At 68.1% G+C, this 17,296-nt stretch carries 12 protein-coding genes, 1 tRNA gene and 3 pseudogenes; 14 read left to right on the top strand and 2 right to left on the bottom strand.

Annotated elements, in window-relative coordinates:
• Positions 1-35: 35 nt before the first annotated feature.
• Positions 36-1,822, bottom strand: a pseudogene (locus tag LJB71_RS09335) (DEAD/DEAH box helicase).
• 322 nt (positions 1,823-2,144) lie between these two features.
• Here LJB71_RS09335 and LJB71_RS09330 point away from each other — a divergent pair.
• The 14 genes and pseudogenes from LJB71_RS09330 (at position 2,145) to nuoN (ending at position 16,938) form a co-directional block, all read left to right on the top strand.
• Positions 2,145-2,501: pseudogene (locus tag LJB71_RS09330) on the top strand (NADH-quinone oxidoreductase subunit A).
• Complete coding sequence (locus tag LJB71_RS09325; RefSeq protein ID WP_259303970.1) at positions 2,498-3,088, top strand: NADH-quinone oxidoreductase subunit B; 591 nt, start codon at positions 2,498-2,500, stop codon at positions 3,086-3,088. Before LJB71_RS09330 ends, LJB71_RS09325 begins: the two are co-directional and overlap by 4 nt.
• On the top strand, positions 3,085-3,840 hold the full coding sequence (locus LJB71_RS09320; protein WP_259303969.1) for an NADH-quinone oxidoreductase subunit C: 756 nt from the start codon (positions 3,085-3,087) through the stop codon (positions 3,838-3,840). The genes LJB71_RS09325 and LJB71_RS09320 overlap by 4 nt, the downstream gene beginning before the upstream one ends.
• Positions 3,837-5,147, top strand: a complete 1,311-nt coding sequence (locus tag LJB71_RS09315; protein ID WP_259303968.1) for an NADH-quinone oxidoreductase subunit D — start codon at positions 3,837-3,839, stop codon at positions 5,145-5,147. The genes LJB71_RS09320 and LJB71_RS09315 overlap by 4 nt, the downstream gene beginning before the upstream one ends.
• Positions 5,144-5,671 (top strand): NADH-quinone oxidoreductase subunit NuoE, encoded by a 528-nt coding sequence (gene nuoE, locus LJB71_RS09310; RefSeq protein ID WP_259303967.1) that lies wholly within the window; start codon positions 5,144-5,146, stop codon positions 5,669-5,671. Before LJB71_RS09315 ends, nuoE begins: the two co-directional genes overlap by 4 nt.
• Entirely contained in the window at positions 5,671-7,038 is a 1,368-nt protein-coding gene (gene nuoF, locus LJB71_RS09305) for an NADH-quinone oxidoreductase subunit NuoF (RefSeq protein WP_259303966.1), read from the top strand. The genes nuoE and nuoF overlap by 1 nt, the downstream gene beginning before the upstream one ends.
• Positions 7,035-9,271 (top strand): annotated as a pseudogene (gene nuoG / locus LJB71_RS09300) (NADH-quinone oxidoreductase subunit NuoG). Before nuoF ends, nuoG begins: the two are co-directional and overlap by 4 nt.
• Before the next feature lie 38 nt (positions 9,272-9,309).
• Positions 9,310-10,380: an NADH-quinone oxidoreductase subunit NuoH gene (nuoH, locus tag LJB71_RS09295; RefSeq protein WP_259304779.1), complete on the top strand. Its 1,071-nt coding sequence runs from the start codon at positions 9,310-9,312 to the stop codon at positions 10,378-10,380.
• Complete coding sequence (gene nuoI, locus LJB71_RS09290) at positions 10,377-10,868, top strand: NADH-quinone oxidoreductase subunit NuoI (RefSeq protein ID WP_259303965.1); 492 nt, start codon at positions 10,377-10,379, stop codon at positions 10,866-10,868. The genes nuoH and nuoI overlap by 4 nt, the downstream gene beginning before the upstream one ends.
• A gap of 11 nt (positions 10,869-10,879) precedes the next feature.
• Positions 10,880-11,518, top strand: a complete 639-nt coding sequence (locus LJB71_RS09285) for an NADH-quinone oxidoreductase subunit J (RefSeq protein WP_259303964.1) — start codon at positions 10,880-10,882, stop codon at positions 11,516-11,518.
• A complete protein-coding gene (gene nuoK / locus LJB71_RS09280) occupies positions 11,518-11,841 on the top strand; it encodes an NADH-quinone oxidoreductase subunit NuoK (protein ID WP_259303963.1) in 324 nt (107 codons plus the stop codon). Before LJB71_RS09285 ends, nuoK begins: the two co-directional genes overlap by 1 nt.
• A 4-nt stretch (positions 11,842-11,845) precedes the next feature.
• Positions 11,846-13,924 (top strand): NADH-quinone oxidoreductase subunit L, encoded by a 2,079-nt coding sequence (gene nuoL, locus LJB71_RS09275; protein WP_259303962.1) that lies wholly within the window; start codon positions 11,846-11,848, stop codon positions 13,922-13,924.
• A gap of 34 nt (positions 13,925-13,958) precedes the next feature.
• Positions 13,959-15,470: an NADH-quinone oxidoreductase subunit M gene (locus LJB71_RS09270; RefSeq protein ID WP_259303961.1), complete on the top strand. Its 1,512-nt coding sequence runs from the start codon at positions 13,959-13,961 to the stop codon at positions 15,468-15,470.
• A 4-nt stretch (positions 15,471-15,474) separates the two neighbouring features.
• Positions 15,475-16,938 (top strand): NADH-quinone oxidoreductase subunit NuoN, encoded by a 1,464-nt coding sequence (nuoN, locus tag LJB71_RS09265; RefSeq protein ID WP_259303960.1) that lies wholly within the window; start codon positions 15,475-15,477, stop codon positions 16,936-16,938.
• A 200-nt stretch (positions 16,939-17,138) separates the two neighbouring features.
• On the opposite strand, the gene LJB71_RS09260 is transcribed toward nuoN, so the two are convergent.
• Positions 17,139-17,215: transfer RNA gene (locus LJB71_RS09260), tRNA-Met, on the bottom strand.
• Between the last annotated feature and the right edge of the window lie 81 nt (positions 17,216-17,296).

Genomic DNA, 17,296 nt, shown 5'->3' with positions numbered 1-17,296 from the left:
CGCGGGAATCGCGGCGGAGGCGCGTGCCGCGTGGGTCAGCGTGGCCCGCGCGGCTTGAAGCCGCCGGGCGTGCGCGGGCCACCCGGGCCCGGGCGGGCGCCGCGCGGCGGACCGAAGGCGCGCTTGCGCTTGGGGGCGTCGATGTCGGCGGCGGTGGCCGGGCGCATCCGCAGCGGGCGGCTGGCCACGCGTACCGTCTGCATGTGCTGCAACAGTTCGTCGGGCATCCCTTCCGGCAGGTCCACCAGGGTGTAGTCGTCGCGGATGTCGATGCGGCCGATGTAGCGGCTCTCCAGATCGGCCTCGTTGGCGATGGCGCCGACGATATGGCCGGGCTGGGCGCCGTGCCGGTAGCCCACCTCGATGCGGTAGGTCTGCATCCCGACGTCGGCCGGCAGCGCTGCGCGCGGGCCGCGCTCGCGCGGCTCGCGGGCTGGACGTTCGGCCCGCGGCGGGCGCTCCTCGCGTGCGATGGAGGCCGTTTCCGGCACCGCCGGCCTGGGCAGCAGCAGCGGGGTCTTGCCTTGCACCAGCTTGGCCAGCCCTGCGGCGATCTCCACCGCCGGCACGTTCTTTTCGCGCTCGTAGCGTTCCACCAGGTCGCGGAACACCGACAGGTCGTCGCCGGCCAGCGCGCCATCGATGCGGTCGAGGAACTTGGCGACCCGGCGCTCGTTCACCGCGTCCACGCTGGGTAGGGCCATCGGCTCGATCTTCTGGCGGGTGGCGCGCTCGATCGCACCGAGCATGCCGCGCTCGCGCGGGGCCACGAACAGGGATCGCCTCGCCGCTGCGGCCGGCGCGGCCGGTGCGGCCGATGCGGTGCACGTAGCTCTCGGTGTCGTACGGGATGTCGTAGTTCAGCACGTGGCTGATGCGCTCCACGTCCAGCCCGCGCGCGGCCACGTCGGTGGCCACCAGTACGTCGATGTCGCCGTCCTTCAGGCGCTGGATGGTGCGCTCGCGGGTCTTCTGCTCCACGTCGCCGTTGATCGCCGCCGCTGCGAAGCCGCGCGCGGACAGCTTCTCGGCCAGCTCCTCGGTGCCCAGTTTGGTGCGCGCGAAGATGATCATGGCCTCGAACGGCTCGGCCTCCAGGATCCGGGTCAGCGCGTCCAGCTTGTTGGTGCCGCTCACCATCCAGTAGCGCTGGCGGATGCTGGCCGCGGTGGTGGTCTGCGCCTTGATCGCGATCTCCACCGGCGCGCGCAGATAGGTCTGGGCGATGCGCTTGATCGGCGCCGGCATGGTCGCGGAGAACAGCGCCACCTGGCGGGTGTCCGGGGTCTTCTTCAGCACCGCCTCGACGTCGTCGATGAAGCCCATGCGCAGCATTTCATCCGCTTCGTCCAGCACCAGCATGCGCAGCCCGGACAGATCCAGGGTGCCGCGCTCGAGATGGTCGATCACCCGGCCCGGGGTGCCTACCACCACATGCACACCGCGGCGCAGCGCGTGCAACTGCGGGCCGTAGCCCTGTCCGCCGTAGATCGGCAGGATCTGGAACCCGGGCACGTGGTGGGCGTACTTCTGGAAGGCCTCCGCGACCTGGATCGCCAGCTCGCGGGTCGGCGCGAGCACCAGCACCTGCGGCTTGCCCGGGGCCGCCTCCAGTCGCGCCAGCGCGGGCAGGGCGAAGGCGGCGGTCTTGCCGGTGCCGGTCTGCGCCTGGCCCAGCAGGTCGCGGCCTTCCAGCAGTGGCGGGATGGTGGCAGCCTGGATCGGCGAGGGGGGTTTCGTAGCCGACGTCGCGCAGCGCAGCCAGCAGGGGCTCGGGCAGGCCGAGATCGGAGAACAGGGCGGGTGCGGTGTCGCCGCTCATGGTGCCTCTGGGCGGGATCGCCGGGAGTAAATGGATCGCACAGTCTACGCCGCGCAGCCGCGGCGGGTGCGGCGCGCGATGCGGAAGGCGGGGAAGCGACACAGGAAACGGCCGCCCGTGCAGGGGTTCGATCCGGGTATTTCGATCGACGTGTTGAGAACGGTTCTCGGCAAGTGCGCGCGAAGCGCGGATTGCGTGCGCAAAACGCCCGGATCGCGCGCGTCAGGTCTGGCCGCGGCCGCGCGTGGCCGGTTAGAATGCGCGGCTGTTAGCGAGCGGCCGATGCGGCCGGCAAGCCCACGAACAACCAGAAGAGGCGAGCGTGCTGGCCGAATACCTGCCCACCCTGCTGTTTTTGATCGTCGCCACCGGGATCGGCATCGCCCTGATCATCGTCGGCAACGTGCTCGGCCCCAAGCGGCCCTCGGGGAAAAGCTGTCGCCCTACGAGTGCGGCTTTGGCGCCTTCGAGAATGCGCGCATGCCGTTCGACGTGCGCTACTACCTGGTCGCGATCCTGTTCATCGTGTTCGACCTGGAAATCGCCTTCGTCTTCCCCCTGGGCCGTGGTGTTCCGCGAGCTGGGGGTGTTCGGCCTGATCGAGATGGGCGTGTTCCTCACGCTGCTGGTGATCGGCTTCGTGTACGTGTGGAAGCGCGGCGCGCTGGAGTGGGAATGAGCAATATCGTCCGATCAGTACTGGAAGCTGCCAGCAACCCGCTGCCGGAAGGGCGGCTGGACGACATCCTGCGGCCCGAAGGCGACAATCCGCTGCTGCAGAACGGCTTCGTCACCACCAGCATGGACGCGCTGTGGAACTGGGCGCGCACCGGCTCGATGTGGCCGATGACCTTCGGCCTGGCCTGCTGCGCGGTGGAGATGATGCACGCCGGCGCGGCGCGCCTGGACCTCGACCGCTACGGCGTGGTGTTCCGCCCGTCGCCGCGCCAGTCCGACGTGATGATCGTGGCCGGCACCCTGGTCAACAAGATGGCCCCGGCGCTGCGCAAGGTCTACGACCAGATGCCCGACCCGAAGTGGGTCATCTCGATGGGCAGCTGCGCCAACGGCGGCGGCTACTACCACTACTCGTATTCCGTCGTGCGCGGCTGCGACCGCGTGGTGCCGGTGGACGTGTACGTCCCCGGTTGCCCGCCGACCGCCGAGGCGCTGGTGTACGGCATCCTGCAACTGCAGAAGAAGATCCGCCGCATGGAACAGAACCCGTTCTCGCGGACGCCCAGGCCCGAGGGCGCGCGCGCATGATCGCCCTGGCCCAGGAACTGGCCGCCCGCTTCGGCGAGGCCGCCGTGCAGGTCGCGCAGCCGCGCGGCGAGGTGACGCTGGAAGTCCCGGCCGCCGACTGGCTGGGTGCCTGCACCGCGCTGCGCGATGCGTTCGGCTTCGACACCTTCATCGACCTGTGCGGGGTCGATTACCTCGGCTACGGCAGCGACGAGTGGGACACCGACGTGTCCTCCGAGGGCTTCAGCCGCGGCGTGGAGGGGCAGGGCCCCGGCCGCTTCGCCTGGGGCGAGCGCCCCTCGCACCAGGTCGCGCAGCCGCTGGCCGAGGCCCCGGACGCGGTCGGCCCGCGCCGTTTCGCCGTGGTCCTGCATCTGCTGTCGATCGCGCGCAACCGGCGCCTGCGGGTGCGGTGTTTCGCGCCCGACGATGGTCTGCCCGTGGTGGCCTCCGTCACGCCGGTGTGGTCGGGCGCCAACTGGTTCGAGCGCGAGGCGTTCGACCTGTTCGGGATCATCTTCGAGGGGCATCCGGACCTGCGCCGGATCCTCACCGACTACGGCTTCGTGGGGCATCCGTTCCGCAAGGACTTCCCGCTGGTCGGCAACGTGGAAGTGCGCTACGACGAGGAGAAGCAGCGCGTGGTGTATGAACCCGTCACCAGCGTGGAGCCGCGCGTGGGCGTGGCCCGCGTGATCCGCGACGACGCTGGTCTGGCCACCGCCGAGGGCGAACGCGAGGGCCGCATCCTGAGCCGGGAGGCGCGCCGATGAACCTGCATTCGAACCCCGGCAGCGACACCTTCGCCAGCAGCCTGGCGGAGGCGCAGCAGGAGATCCGCAACTACACCCTGAACTTCGGCCCGCAGCACCCGGCCGCACACGGCGTGCTGCGCCTGATCCTGGAGATGGATGGCGAGGTGGTGCGCCGCGCCGACCCGCACATCGGCCTGCTCCACCGCGCTACCGAAAAGCTCGCCGAGAGCAAGCCGTTCAACCAGTCGATCGGCTACATGGACCGGCTCGACTATGTCTCGATGATGTGCAACGAGCACGCCTACGTGCGCGCGATCGAGACGCTGCTGGGGATCGAGGCGCCGGAGCGGGCGCAGTGGATCCGCACCATGTTCGACGAGATCACCCGCATCCTGAACCACCTGATGTGGGTGGGCTCGAACGCGCTCGACCTCGGCGCGATGGCGGTGTTCCTGTACGCCTTCCGCGAGCGCGAGGAACTGATGGACTGCTACGAGGCGGTCAGCGGCGCGCGCATGCACGCGGCCTATTACCGTCCCGGCGGCGTGTACCGCGACCTGCCGGACCGGATGCCGCAGTACAGGGAGTCGCCCTGGCGCAAGGGCGCCAAGCTCAAGCGCTTCAACGCGTGGCGCGAAGGCTCGCTGCTGGACTACCTGGAGCATTTCACCCAGGACTTCCCCAAGCGGATCGATGAGTACGAGACCCTGCTGACCGACAACCGCATCTGGAAGCAGCGCACCGTCGGGATCGGCGTGGTGACGCCCGAGCAGGCCAAGGCCTGGGGCATGAGCGGCCCGATGCTGCGCGGTTCCGGGATCGCCTGGGACCTGCGCAAGAAACAGCCCTACGCCAAGTACGCCGAGGTCGATTTCGACATCCCGGTGGGCGTCAACGGCGACTGCTACGACCGCTATCTGGTGCGCATTGCGGAGATGCGTCAGGCCAACCGCATCATCGCCCAGTGCGTGAAGTGGCTGAAGGCCAACCCGGGCCCGGTGATGCTGGACAACTACAAGGTGGCGCCGCCGTCGCGCGATGACATGAAGCAGAGCATGGAAGCGCTGATCCACCACTTCAAGCTGTTCACCGAGGGCTATTGCGTGCCTGCCGGCGAGACCTACGCCGCGGTGGAAGCGCCGAAGGGCGAGTTCGGCTGCTACCTGGTCAGCGACGGCGCCAACAAGCCGTTCCGCGTGCACCTGCGCGCGCCGGGCTTCGCCCACCTGTCCTCGATGGACGAGATCGTGAAGGGCCACATGCTGGCCGACGTGGTGGCCATGATCGGCACCTACGACATTGTGTTTGGTGAGGTTGACCGATGAGAGCGACGGGCAATTTCGAGGCCTGCCGCCACGTCGATCCGATGGTTGTGCTGTCGGACGCGACGCGGGCGCATATCGACCACTGGCTGGCCAAGTTCCCGCCGGACCGCAAGCGCTCGGCGCTGCTGCAGGGCCTGCACGCGGCACAGGAGCAGAACGGCGGTTGGCTGACCGACGAGCTGATGGCGGCGGTGGCCAAGTACCTGGACCTGCCGCCGGTGTGGGCCTACGAGGTGGCGACCTTCTATTCGATGTTCGAGACGAAGAAGGTCGGCCGCAACAACGTGGCCTTCTGCACCAACATCAGCTGCTGGCTCAACGGCGCCGAAGGCCTGGTGGCGCATGCGGAGAAGAAGCTCGGCTGCCAGCTCGGCGAATCCACCGCCGATGGCCGCATCTACCTCAAGCGCGAGGAAGAGTGCGTGGCCGCCTGCTGCGGCGCGCCGGTGGTCGTGATCAACGGGCATTACCACGAGAAGCTCACCGTCGAGAAGGTGGACGAGCTGCTGGACGGGCTGAAGTAATGGGCGGACATTCGCACTATTCGGAAGGCTATGGTCCCGTCGGCCCCGCGCCGAAGGAATACCAGGCGGTGTACACCACGCTGCACTTCGACAAGCCCTGGTCGTACGAGAACTACCTCAAGACCGGCGGCTACCAGGCGCTGCGCAAGGTGCTGACCGAGAAGATCCCGCCGGCCGACATCATCGAAATGGTCAAGGCCTCCGGCCTGCGCGGCCGCGGCGGCGCGGGGTTCCCGACCGGCCTGAAGTGGAGCTTCATGCCCAAGGGGCCGGGCCAGAAATACATCCTGTGCAACTCGGACGAATCCGAGCCGGGCACCTGCAAGGACCGCGACATCCTGCGCTACAACCCGCACGCGGTGATCGAGGGCATGGCGATCGCCTGCTATGCCACCGGCAGCACCGTGGCCTACAACTACCTGCGCGGCGAGTTCCACCACGAGCCGTTCGAGCATATCGAGGAGGCGCTGGCCGAGGCCTACAGGCACGGCTGGCTGGGGAAAAACATCCTCGGCAGCGGCGTCGACATCGACATCTATAACGCGCTTGGTGCCGGCGCCTACATCTGCGGCGAGGAAACCGCGCTGATGGAATCGCTGGAGGGCAAGAAAGGCCAGCCGCGCTACAAGCCGCCGTTCCCGGCCAACTTCGGCCTGTACGGCAAGCCGACCACCATCAACAACACCGAAACCTACGCCTCGGTGCCGACGATCATCCGCAACGGGCCGGAGTGGTTCATGGGCCTGGGCAAGCCGAACAACGGCGGCTGCAAGATCTTCTCGGTGTCCGGCCACGTGGCCAACCCCGGCAACTTCGAGATCCGCCTCGGCACCCCGTTCGCGGAACTGCTGGCCATGGCCGGCGGCATGCGCCCGGGCCGCACGCTGAAGGCGGTGATCCCGGGCGGCTCGTCGATGCCGGTGCTGCCCGGCGAGGTGATGATGGGCCTGACCATGGATTACGACAGCATCCAGAAAGCCGGCTCCGGCCTCGGCTCGGGCGCGGTCGTGGTGATGGACGACACCACCTGCATGGTGCGCGCCTGCCAGCGCATCGCCCGCTTCTACAAGGCCGAGAGCTGCGGCCAGTGCACCCCGTGCCGTGAGGGCACCGGCTGGATGTACCGGATGCTGACGCGGATCGTGAACTTCGAGGCGACGATGGACGATCTGGTCATGCTGCGCGCGGCCGCCGGGCAGATCGAGGGCCACACCATCTGCGCCTTCGGCGAAGCCGCGGCGTGGCCGGTGCAGGGTTTCCTGCGCCATTTCTGGCATGAATTCGAATACGCCATCGTGCACAAGCGCTTCTACGTCGACGACGAACGCGCCGGCACGCTGGCCACGGCTGAGAAGGTGGTGGCGTGAGCGCACAACCCGTCAATCCGAACCTGCCGCCCGACCACGTCACCATCAGCATCGATGGTGTCGAAATGGCGGTGCCGAAGGGGTCGATGATCATCCAGGCCGCCGACAAGGCGGGCATCCCGATCCCGCGCTTCTGCTACCACGAGAAGCTGCCGATCGCGGCCAACTGCCGCATGTGCCTGGTGGACACCGAAATCGGCGGGCGCCCTGCGCCCAAGCCGTCACCGGCCTGCGCCACCCCGGTGATGGACGGGATGAAGGTGTTCACCCGCAACGACAAGGCGCTGAAGGCCCAGCGCAACGTGATGGAGTTCCTGCTGATCAACCACCCGCTGGACTGCCCGATCTGCGACCAGGGTGGCGAATGCGAGCTGCAGGACCTGTCGCTGGGCTACGGCCGCTCGGTCAGCCGTTTCGTCGAGCGCAAGCGGGTGGTGCCGGACGAGGACCTGGGTCCGCTGGTCGCCACCGAGATGACCCGCTGCATCCAGTGCACGCGCTGCGTGCGCTTCACCGCGGAGATCGCCGGTACCTACGAGCTGGGCGGCATGCAGCGCGGCGAGAACCTGCAGATCGGCACCTACGACGGCCAGCCGCTGATGACCGAGCTGTCGGGCAACGTGATTGACGTGTGCCCGGTCGGCGCGCTCACCAACAAGGTGTACCGCTTCAAGGCGCGCCCGTGGGAGCTGATCGCGCGGCCTTCGCTCGGCTATCACGACGCCCTGGGCAGCAACCTGTTCCACCACGTGCGCCGCGGCGAGCTGCTGCGCAGCGTGCCGCGCGACAACGAGGCGGTGAACGAGTGCTGGCTGTCCGACCGCGACCGCTACGCGCACGAGGGGCTGACCGCCGACGACCGCGCCACGGTCCCGCTGATCCGCGACGGCGACGGCTTCCGCGAGGCCTCGTGGGACGAGGCGCTGGACATGGCCGTGAGGATCCTGCGCGAGTCCGCCGGCGACGCCCTCGGCGTGCTGGCGCACCCGGCGACCTCGAACGAGGAGGGCACGCTGCTGGCGCGCGCCTGGCCGGCGGTCTCGGCAGCCGCCACCTCGACCACCGCATCGGCCAGCTTGACCTCTCCGATGGCGCCACGGCCGAGCCGTTTGCCATGCCGGTGGCCGAGATCGAGCAGGCCGATGCCATCGTCATCGTCGGCTCCAACCTGCGGCATGAAGTGCCGCTGCTGCACCAGCGCGTGCGCAAGGCGGCCAAGCGCGGGGCAAAGGTCCACGTGGTCAATCCGGTGGACTTCGACTTCACCTTCGGCATCGCGTCCAAGCACATCGTGCCGCCGGCGCAGCTGGCCGCGGCCTTGGCCGGCGTGGATCTGGGCGATGCCGTGCGGATTGCGGTGATCGTGGGCGGCGTGGCCGAGAACGGCCCGCATGCCGCCGCGATCCGCCAGGCGGCCGCCGCGTTCGCCGCGGCCAGGAACGCGAAGCTGTGCCGCATCCCGCAGGGCGCCAATGCCCTCGGTCTGGCCCGCCACGGCGTGCTGCCGGCCGGGCTGGACGCGCAGGCGATGCTGCGCCAGCCGCGCAAGGCCTACGTGCTGTACGGGATCGAGCCGGGCCTGGATTTTGCCGATCAGCAGGCCGCGCTGAAGGCGCTGGGCGGCGCGCGGGTGGTGGCGTTCAGCCAGTTCGCCTGCACCTCGACCCGCGCGGTGGCCGACGTGATCCTGCCGGTCGGCGCGCTGCCGGAAATCGACGCCACCCTGACCAACCTCGATGGCCGCGACCAGCAGGCGGTGGCCGCGGCGAAGCTGCCGGGCCAGGCCCGCCCAGGCTGGCGCGTGCTGCGCGCGCTCGGCGGCGCGTTGGCGCTGCCGGGCTTCGAGTTCACCGACCTCGACGGTCTGCGCGCCGGGCTGGCCCCGGTGGCCGTGCAGGTTGCCGCGGGCAGCGCCGCGCCGGCCGCCGGCAGCGGCCTGCAGGTGGCCGCCTCGCAGGCGATCTATCGGGTGGATGCGGTGGTCCGCCGCAGCCATGCGCTGCAGGCGCATCCGCTCAATGCCGGCCCGCACGCCAGCCTGAACCCGGCGGATGCCGCCGCGCTCGGTCTGGCGCAAGGTGCGATGGCGAAGTTCTCCACTGCCACCGGCACCGCCACCTTGCAGGTGCTGCTGGATGCGCGCGTGGCCCCGGGCTGCGTGTGGCTGGAGACTGGCCACGGCGCCACTGCGCCGCTGCTGGCCGCGGCCACCCTGGAGGTGGCGCGCGCATGAGCACCATGACCCACACCCTGCTGTCCAACAATCCGCTGATGCAATACGCCATCGAGCCGCTGCACGCGGCCCTGCTGTCGTTCGGCACCCTCGGCCTGCTGGCCTGGATCGTGTTGAAGGTGCTGGCGATCGCCGTGCCGGTGATCGTCACCGTGGCCTTCTACGTGGTCTGGGAACGCAAGGTCATCGGCTGGATGCACGTGCGCCACGGCCCGATGTACGTCGGCTGGGGTGTGCTGCAGGCGTTCGCCGACGTGTTCAAGCTGCTGTTCAAGGAAGTGGTGCAGCCGAGCGTGGCGCATCCGGTGCTGTACCGCCTGGCGCCGCTGCTGGCGCTGGTGCCGGCGTTCGCGGCGTGGGCAGTGGTGCCGTTCGATGCCCAGGTGGTGCTGGCCAACGTCAACGCCGGCCTGCTGTACCTGCTGGCAATGACCTCGCTGGGCATCTACGGCGTGATCCTCGCCGGCTGGGCCTCGAACTCGAAATACGCCTTCCTCGGCGCCATGCGCGCCTCGGCGCAGATGATCAGCTACGAGATCGCGATGGGCTTCGCCCTGGTCGGCGTACTGATCGCCGCCGGCAGCCTGAACCTGACCGAGATCGTGATGGCGCAAGCCGGGCGCGGCTTCCTGAGCTGGTTCTTCATTCCGTTGCTGCCGCTGTTCGTGGTGTATTTCGTCTCCGGCGTGGCCGAGACCAACCGCGCGCCGTTCGACGTGGTGGAAGGCGAGTCCGAGATCGTGGCCGGCCACATGGTGGAGTACTCCGGCTCGCAGTTCGCGCTGTTCTTCCTGGCCGAATACGCCAACATGCTGCTGGTCAGCTTCCTGACCTCGATCTTCTTCCTCGGCGGCTGGCTCAGCCCGTTCCACGGCTGGGGCATCCCGCTGTTGTCGGCGGATGGCTGGTGGTGGCTGCTGGCCAAGGTGTTCTTCTTCGCCACCTGCTTCATCTGGTTCCGCGCCGCGTTCCCGCGCTATCGCTACGACCAGATCATGCGGCTGGGCTGGAAGGTATTCATCCCGATCACCATCGCCTGGATCTTCGTGACCGCGATGCTGGTGTATTTCGGCGTGATCGGCGGCCATGCAATGGGAGCGGCGGCATGAACAGGGTGATGTCCTACTTCAAGAGCCTGCTGCTGCTGGAGCTGCTCGGCGGCCTATGGCTGACGCTCAAGTATCTGTTCCGTCCGAAGTACACGCTGATGTACCCGATGGAGAAGACCCCGCAGTCGCCGCGCTTCCGCGGCGTGCATGCCCTGCGCCGTTATCCGAACGGCGAGGAGCGCTGCATCGCGTGCAAGCTGTGCGAGGCGGTCTGCCCGGCGCTGGCGATCACCATCGAGGCCGGCCCGCGCGCGGACGACGGCAGCCGCCGCACCACCCGCTACGAGATCGACCTGTTTAAGTGCATCTTCTGCGGGTTCTGCGAGGAGTCGTGCCCGACCGACTCGATCGTGGAGACCCACGTGCACGAGTACCACTTCGACCAGCGCGGCCAGAACATCCTGACCAAGCCCAAGCTGCTGGCCATCGGCGACCGCCTGGAGGCGGAGATCGCCGAGCGCCGTGCGGCCGATGCTCCCTACCGTTGAGGCAGGACCCCATGGATTTCGATTTTCCGACTCTTGCCTTCCTCGGCTTCGCGGCGGTCGCCGCGATCGCCGCGCTGGCCACCATCGCCGCGCGCAACCCGGTGCACGCCGTGCTGTATCTGGTGCTGACCTTCTTCTCGGTGGCCTGCACCTGGATCGTCGGCGGCGCCGAGTTCCTCGGCATCGCGCTGGTGCTGGTCTACGTGGGCGCGGTGATGGTGCTGTTCCTGTTCGTGGTGATGATGCTGGACATGGACAAGGCGCCGATCCGCCAGGGCTACGTGCGCTACCTGCCGATCGGGTTGCTGGTGGCGGTGGCGATGCTGCTGGAAATGCTGGCCCTGATCGGCGTGCGCAGCGCCGCGCAGGCGCCGCTGGCCGACAACGCCGCGGTCGCCTCCGGCATCCCCAACACCAACTGGCTGGCGCATGCCCTGTTCACCGATTTCATGCTGCCGTTCGAAGTGGCGGCGGTGATCCTGACCGTGGCGGTGGTGGCCGCCGTCATGCTGACCCTGCGTCGGCGTGAGGGGACGCGCCACCAGAACCCGTCCGAGCAGGTGCGCGTGCGCGCCGCCGACCGCGTGCGGCTGGTGAAGATGGCGGCGGAAAAACCCGCGCACGATGGCCAGGCCGGGGAGGGCGCGTGATGGCAAACCTGGTCTCCGCCCTGACCCTGGGGCATTACCTCGCGCTGGGCGCGGTGCTGTTCTGCATCAGCGTCGCCGGCCTGTTCCTCAATCGCAAGAACGTGATCATGCTGCTGGTGTCGCTGGAGCTGATGCTGCTCTCGGTGAACATCAACTTCGTCGCGTTCTCGCGTGCGCTGGGCGACGCCGCCGGCCAGGTGTTCGTGTTCTTCATCCTCACCGTCGCCGCCGCCGAGGCCGCGATCGGCCTGGCGATCCTGGTGACCCTGTTCCGCAACCGCCGCACCATCGACGTGGCGGACATCGATAGCTTGAAGGGCTGACCTGATGGATTCGGCACTCCTGATCTCCAAGACCCAGCTCGTGCTGGTGGTGCTGCTGCCGCTGCTGGGCAGCCTCATCGCCGGCCTGTTCGGCCGCCAGATCGGCCGCGCCGGCGCGCACACCGTGACCATCCTGGGCGTGGCCGCCAGCTGCGCGCTGTCGGTGCACGTGTCGTGGCAGCTGCTGCACGGCGCGCCGGTGTTCAACGAGAACATCTACACCTGGATGCAGGTGGGCGACATCTCGGTGAACGTCGGCTTCCTGGTGGACAAGCTGACCGCGATGATGATGGTGGTCGTCACCTTCGTGTCGCTGCTGGTCCATATCTACACCATCGGCTACATGGCCGACGACGACGGCTACCAGCGCTTCTTCAGCTACATCTCGCTGTTCACCTTCAGCATGCTGATGCTGGTGATGAGCAACAACTTCATGCAGCTGTTCTTCGGCTGGGAGGCGGTGGGCCTGGTGTCCTACCTGCTGATCGGCTTCTGGTACAAGCGCCCGACCGCGGTGTTCGCCAACCTCAAGGCGTTCCTGGTCAACCGCGTGGGCGATTTCGGCTTCCTGCTGGGCATCGCCGGCGTGCTGCTGTGGCTGGGCACCCTGGACTACGGCACCGCCTTCGCCAATGTCGACGTGATCCGCGGCGCCACCGTCGAGATCCTGCCGGGCCACGCCTGGTCGATCGCGACCATCATCTGCATCTGCCTGTTCATCGGCGCGATGGGCAAGTCGGCGCAGGTGCCGCTGCACGTGTGGCTGCCGGATTCGATGGAAGGCCCGACCCCGATTTCGGCGTTGATCCACGCCGCGACCATGGTGACCGCCGGCATCTTCATGGTGGCGCGCATGTCGCCGCTGTTCGAACTGTCGGAGACGGCGCTGAACTTCGTGCTGTTCATCGGCGCCACCACCGCGTTCTGGACCGGCCTGATCGGCATGGTGCAGAACGACATCAAGCGCGTCGTGGCCTATTCCACCCTGTCGCAGCTGGGCTACATGACGGTGGCGCTGGGCGTGTCCGCCTACTCGGCGGCGGTGTACCACCTGATGACCCACGCCTTCTTCAAGGCGCTGCTGTTCCTCGGCGCCGGCTCGGTCATCATCGGCATGCACCACGAGCAGGACATGACCAAGATGGGCGGCCTGCGCAAGTACATGCCGATCACCCACCTGACCATGTGGATCGGCACCCTGGCGCTGGTCGGCACTCCGTTCTTCAGCGGCTTCTACTCGAAGGACACCATCATCGAGGCGGCCGCCGAACATGCGCAGACCCACGCTGGCTGGATCGCGCAGTACGCCAACTGGGCGGTGCTGCTGGGCGCCTTCGTGACCAGCTTCTACAGCTTCCGCCTGCTGTACCTGACCTTCTTCGGCGAGGAGCGCTTCCGCCACGCGCACGCCTCGCATGGTGCGCACGGTGCGCACGACCAGGAAGCCCACAGCGAGCCGGCCCACCACCACGGCCCGGTGGAACCGCACGAGAGCCCGTGGGTGGTGACCCTGCCACTGGTGCTGCTGGCGGTTCCGTCTGCGGTAATCGGCTTCTTCACGGTGGGCCCGATGCTGTTCGGCACCGACGTGCTGGGCCACGTGAAGCAGGCGCCGTACTTCGCCGGCGCGATCCAGGTGCTGGAGCAGAACGACGTGATGGCCAGGCTGGCCGAGGAGTTCCACGGCCCGGTTGCGTTCGCGCTGCACGGCTTCCTGGCGCCGGCGTTCTGGCTGGCCCTGACGGGCTTCCTGCTGGCCACCCTGCTGTACCTCATCAAGCCGCAGCTGCGCAGCGGCCTCACCCGCAGCCTGGCGCTGCCGATCCGCGTGCTGCAGCGCAAGTTCTACATGGATGACCTGTGGATCGGCGGCCTGGCCGGCGGCAGTCTCAAGCTCGGCAAGGCTTCCAGCGCGATCGACGCCGGCCTGATCGACGGCATCGTGAACGGAAGCGCGCGCCTGGTGGGCACGCTCGCCGCGATGGTCCGCCGGGTGCAGACCGGCTACCTCTACCACTATGCCTTCGCCATGATCCTGGGACTGGTCGCCCTGCTGGCGATGGCCCGCTACTACTGGCAGTAAGGCCGGAACCGACGACGAGATGGATACCGCAAGCGTGACCCACTGGCCCCTGCTCAGCCTCCTGATCTGGCTGCCGATCCTCGGCGGCGTGTTGACCCTGCTGGCCGGCAACCAGCGCCCGCAGCTGGCGCGCTGGGCCGCGCTCGGCTTCGCGGTGCTGACGTTCGTGCTCAGCATTCCGCTGTTCACCGGTTTCGACTACGGCAGCGCGGCGATGCAGTTCGTCGAGCAGCGGCCGTGGATCCCGGCTTACGGCATCCAGTACCACCTCGGCGCAGACGGCCTGTCGGTGCCGCTGATCGGGCTGACCACCCTGGTCGGCGTGCTGGTGCTGATCGGCGCCTGGGGCTCGGTGGAAAAGCGGGTGGCGCAGTACTTCGCCAGCCTGATGCTGCTGGAAGGCGCGATGATCGGCGTGTTCAGCGCGCTCGACTCCCTGCTGTTCTACGTGTTCTTCGAGGCCATGCTGATCCCGATGTTCATCGTGATCGGCGTGTGGGGCGGCCCGCGCCGCATTTACGCCGCGCTGAAGTTCTTCCTGTACACCTTCCTCGGCTCGGTGTTCATGCTGGTCGGGCTGATCTACCTGTACCTGAAGGGTGGCAGCTGGCAGATCGCGGACATGGCCGCGCTGCCGCTGACCATGCGCGAGCAGACCTGGCTGTTCTTCGCCTTCTTCGGCGCGTTCGCGATCAAGGTGCCGATGTTCCCGGTCCATACCTGGCTGCCGGATGCCCATGTGGAGGCGCCGACCGGCGGCTCGGTGGTGCTGGCGGCGATCATGCTGAAGATCGGCGGCTATGGCTTTCTGCGCTTCACCCTGCCGATCGTGCCCGACGCCGGCCACGAATTTGCCTGGCTGATGATCGCCTTCAGCCTGATCGCGATCGTGTACGTCGGCCTGGTGGCGCTGGTGCAGGCCGACATGAAGAAGCTGATCGCCTATTCGTCGGTCGCGCACATGGGCTTCGTGACCCTCGGCACCTTCATCGCATTCTCGCTGGTGCGCGATGCGCAGTCCGCCGACGTGGCCCGCCTGGGCCTGCAGGGCGCGATGGTGCAGATGGTCTCGCACGGTTTCATCTCCGGCGCGATGTTCTCCTGCGTCGGCGTGCTGTACGACCGCATGCACACCCGCATGATCAAGGACTACGGCGGCGTGGCCAAGGTGATGCCCTGGTTCGCGCTGTTCTGGGTGTTGTTCGCGATGGCCAACTCCGGCCTGCCAGGCACCAGCGGCTTCGTCGGCGAGTTCGTGGTGATCCTGGCCGCGTTCCAGCACAGCCCGCTGATCGCCCTGGCCGCGGCGCTGACCCTGATCATCGGCGCCGGCTACTCGCTGTGGCTCACCAAGCGCATCATCTGGGGCGACGTGGGCAACGCGCACGTCGCCGAACTGAAGGACATCAACATGCGCGAATGGATCGTGCTGGGCGTGTTCGCCGCCTTCACCCTGGCGCTGGGCATCGATCCCAAGCCGCTGACTGACCTGATGGAGCCCTCCATCGCGCAACTGGCGGGCCAGCTCGCCGCGACCAAACTCTAAGGACATGACGACGATGCAGGCCACTCTCGCCATGCCGGCCGCCACCGAGCTGCTGCCTCTGATTCCCGAGCTGGTGCTGGTGGGCGCCGCGTTCTTCCTGCTGATGCTGGACCTGTTCCTGAAGGACGGCCAGCGCGTGCTCACCCACGTGCTCTCGGTCGCCACCCTGCTGGTGGTGGCGGCGCTGGTGCTGGGCGGCGTCGGTGCCGGCGGCGACACCAGCGTGCTCGGCGGGATGTTCGTGCGCGACACCATGGCCGACGTGCTGAAGGTCGCCACCTGCGTGATTTCCGCGGCCGCGCTGCTGTTCTTCTGGCCCTACCTGCGCGAGCGCGGGCTGTACAAGGGCGAGGTCTCGGTGCTGGTGCTGTTCGCCGTGCTCGGCATGCTGCTGCTGATCTCGGCCGGCAGCCTGGTGATGGTGTACCTGGGGCTGGAGCTGCTGGCGCTGAGCTCGTATGCGCTGGTCGCGATCGATCGCGACAGCCGCCTGGCCTCGGAAGCGGCGATGAAGTATTTCGTGCTGGGCGCGCTGGCCTCGGGCCTGCTGCTGTACGGCATGTCGCTGGTGTACGGCGCCACCGGCAGCCTGGACCTGGCCAGTATCCGCGGGGCGGCGCCGTCCGTCGCGCAGCCGACCCTGTTGCTGGCCGGGGTGGTGTTCATGCTGGCGGGCATCGCCTTCAAGTTCGGCGCGGCGCCATTCCACATGTGGCTGCCGGACGTGTATCACGGCGCGCCCACCCCGGTGACCCTGTTCATCGGTTCCGCGCCCAAGCTGGCCGCATTCGCGATGGTGGTGCGCCTGCTGGGCGTCGGCGCCGCGCCCTTGGCGGAGGACTGGCAATCCATGCTGGCGGTGCTGGCCGCGCTGTCGCTGCTGGTCGGCAATGTGATCGCGCTGATGCAGACGAATCTGAAGCGCATGCTGGCGTATTCGACCATCTCGCACGTCGGCTTCCTGTTCCTCGGCCTGGCCGGCGGCGGCGCCGGTGGCTACGCGGCGGCGATGTTCTATGCGATCAGCTACGCGCTGATGGCGACCGCCGCGTTCGGCGCGATCGTGCTGCTGTCGCGGCGCGGGTTCGAGGCGGATGCCATCGACGACTTCAAGGGCCTGAACGCGCGCGATCCGTGGAGCGCCGGCATGGTGCTGTGCGTGATGGCATCGCTGGCCGGCATCCCGCCGTTCCTCGGCTTCTGGGCCAAGCTGGCGGTGCTGCGCGCGGCGCTGGACGGCGGCATGCTGTGGCTGGCGATCACCGGCGTGGTGTTCGCGGTGATCGGCGCGTTCTACTACCTGCGCGTCATCAAGGTCATGTACTTCGACGAGCCGGCGGGCGAGCCCATGCGCCCGCGCGACGACCGCGTGCTGCGCGTGGCGTTCGGCGTGAACGCGCTGGTACTGCTGGCACTGGGCGTGTTCTGGAACCCGCTGATGGCCTGGTGCCAGGCCGCGTTCGCCTGAGCGCGCGGCGGGCCTTCCTGCGATCGACCGCGGGGCGCACTTCGGTGCGCCCCGTGCGTTTTGGCGGGATGCCGAGCGAGCGCCATTCGTGGCTGCAGGCAGACGCCGGGACGCAGGCGGCGCTGTGGAAAGCGCCGCGAAAGCACACACGAAAACGGCGATGCGGTTGCCCGGATCGCCGTTTCGTTCGTGCTGAAATGTGGTAGCGGGGGCAGGATTTGAACCTGCGACCTTCGGGTTATGAGCCCGACGAGCTGCCAGACTGCTCCACCCCGCAGCAGAGTTGCGCATTGTAATGATCGGTGCCGGATCACGCAAGGCTTATTTGCGATGGCATCGCGACATGCGGCGCGTGCGT

It is taken from the genome of Thermomonas sp. S9, assembly GCF_024704365.1.
In the GTDB taxonomy this organism is placed as follows: domain Bacteria; phylum Pseudomonadota; class Gammaproteobacteria; order Xanthomonadales; family Xanthomonadaceae; genus Thermomonas.
Note: the sequence above shows the minus strand (reverse complement) of the source record. Positions and strands in the feature narration are given on the sequence as shown.